This is a genomic window from Hymenobacter sp. UYCo722, from assembly GCF_040547115.1.
Classification (GTDB): domain Bacteria; phylum Bacteroidota; class Bacteroidia; order Cytophagales; family Hymenobacteraceae; genus Hymenobacter.
In genome coordinates, this window is sequence record NZ_JBEPPC010000017.1 from 1 (window position 1) to 1,888 (window position 1,888).

Genomic DNA, 1,888 nt, shown 5'->3' on the forward strand with positions numbered 1-1,888 from the left:
AATAGGAATAGTGGCGCACGGGTGCGTAACGCGTAACCAACCTACCTGAATCTGGGGGATAGCCCGCCGAAAGGCGGATTAATACCGCATAAAACCACAGAACGGCATCGTTTCATGGTTAAAGATTTATTGGATTCAGATGGGGTTGCGTGCCATTAGCTAGTTGGGGAGGTAACGGCTCACCAAGGCGACGATGGCTAGGGGAGCTGAGAGGCTGGTCCCCCACACGGGCACTGAGATACGGGCCCGACTCCTACGGGAGGCAGCAGTAGGGAATATTGGGCAATGGACGAGAGTCTGACCCAGCCATGCCGCGTGCAGGATGAAGGCTTTCTGAGTCGTAAACTGCTTTTATCAGGGAAGAAAAAAGGGCATGCGTGCTTTACTGACGGTACCTGATGAATAAGCACCGGCTAACTCCGTGCCAGCAGCCGCGGTAATACGGAGGGTGCAAGCGTTGTCCGGATTTATTGGGTTTAAAGGGTGCGTAGGCGGTTTTTTAAGTCCGGGGTGAAAGCCCACTGCTCAACAGTGGAACTGCCCTGGAAACTGGAAGACTTGAGTACAGACGAGGGTGGCGGAATGGATACTGTAGCGGTGAAATGCATAGATAGTATCCAGAACACCGATTGCGAAGGCAGCTGCCTAGACTGTAACTGACGCTGAGGCACGAAAGCGTGGGGAGCGAACAGGATTAGATACCCTGGTAGTCCACGCCGTAAACGATGGATACTCGCTGGTGGCGATAGATGGTCACTGGCTTAGCGAAAGCGTTAAGTATCCCACCTGGGGAGTACGCTCGCAAGAGTGAAACTCAAAAGAATTGACGGGGGCCCGCACAAGTGGTGGAGCATGTGGTTTAATTCGATGATACGCGAGGAACCTTACCTAGGCTAGAATGCGCGTGACCGGCTCAGAGATGAGCCTTTCCTTCGGGACACAAAGCAAGGTGCTGCATGGCCGTCGTCAGCTCGTGCCGTGAGGTGTTGGGTTAAGTCCCGCAACGAGCGCAACCCCTATGTTTAGTTGCCAGCATGTAATGATGGGGACTCTAGACAGACTGCCTGCGCAAGCAGTGAGGAAGGCGGGGACGACGTCAGGTCATCATGGCCCTTACGCCTAGGGCTACACACGTGCTACAATGGACGGTACAGCGGGTTGCCAACCAGCGATGGTGCGCCAATCCCGAAAAGCCGTTCTCAGTTCGGATCGGAGTCTGCAACTCGACTCCGTGAAGCTGGAATCACTAGTAATCGCGTATCAGCAATGACGCGGTGAATACGTTCCCGGGCCTTGTACACACCGCCCGTCAAGCCATGGAAGTTTGGTAGACCTGAAGCTGGTGCTCCGCAACGAAGCCAGTTAGGGTAGAACAGGTAACTAGGGCTAAGTCGTAACAAGGTAGCCGTACCGGAAGGTGCGGCTGGATCACCTCCTTTCTGGAGCAGTTCGACTCGTGAGTTCGTGGCGTGGTACGCTTACAATAGCAACTTATTGTTGTCTTTTCCATCATTCAAATAATACTTGAATCCGAATACGGGCTTGTAGCTCAGGTGGTTAGAGCGCTACACTGATAATGTAGAGGTCCGTGGTTCGAGTCCACGCAGGCCCACTCTAACGGCTTAACCAAGTTGTTGTAAATACCGAAAAGCAGCGATTGGCTGGTTTTCACGAAGTCATCAGATACCAGGATGACAGACGTTCTTTGACGTAAGGGGTAACAAAAACGAAGCGTAGCGCGCTTGGTTCCGCAAGGGACAAAGCACTTCTTGTTTACAAGGAGAGCGTTACGAAAAGAGAAGTAAGAAAGAGCACACGGGGGATGCCTAGGGTCTCAGAGGCGACGAAGGACGCGATAAGCTGCGATAAGGCTGGGGGAGGGGCACAT

Annotated in this window: 1 tRNA gene and 2 rRNA genes; all 3 read left to right on the plus strand. The window is 53.2% G+C overall.

What is annotated here, in order from left to right:
- Positions 1-1,439: ribosomal RNA gene (locus ABIB44_RS20470) — 16S ribosomal RNA — on the plus strand; the annotation flags it as partial.
- 99 nt (positions 1,440-1,538) lie between these two features.
- Positions 1,539-1,612: transfer RNA gene (locus tag ABIB44_RS20475), tRNA-Ile, on the plus strand.
- A gap of 183 nt (positions 1,613-1,795) precedes the next feature.
- Positions 1,796-1,888: ribosomal RNA gene (locus ABIB44_RS20480) — 23S ribosomal RNA — on the plus strand; the annotation flags it as partial.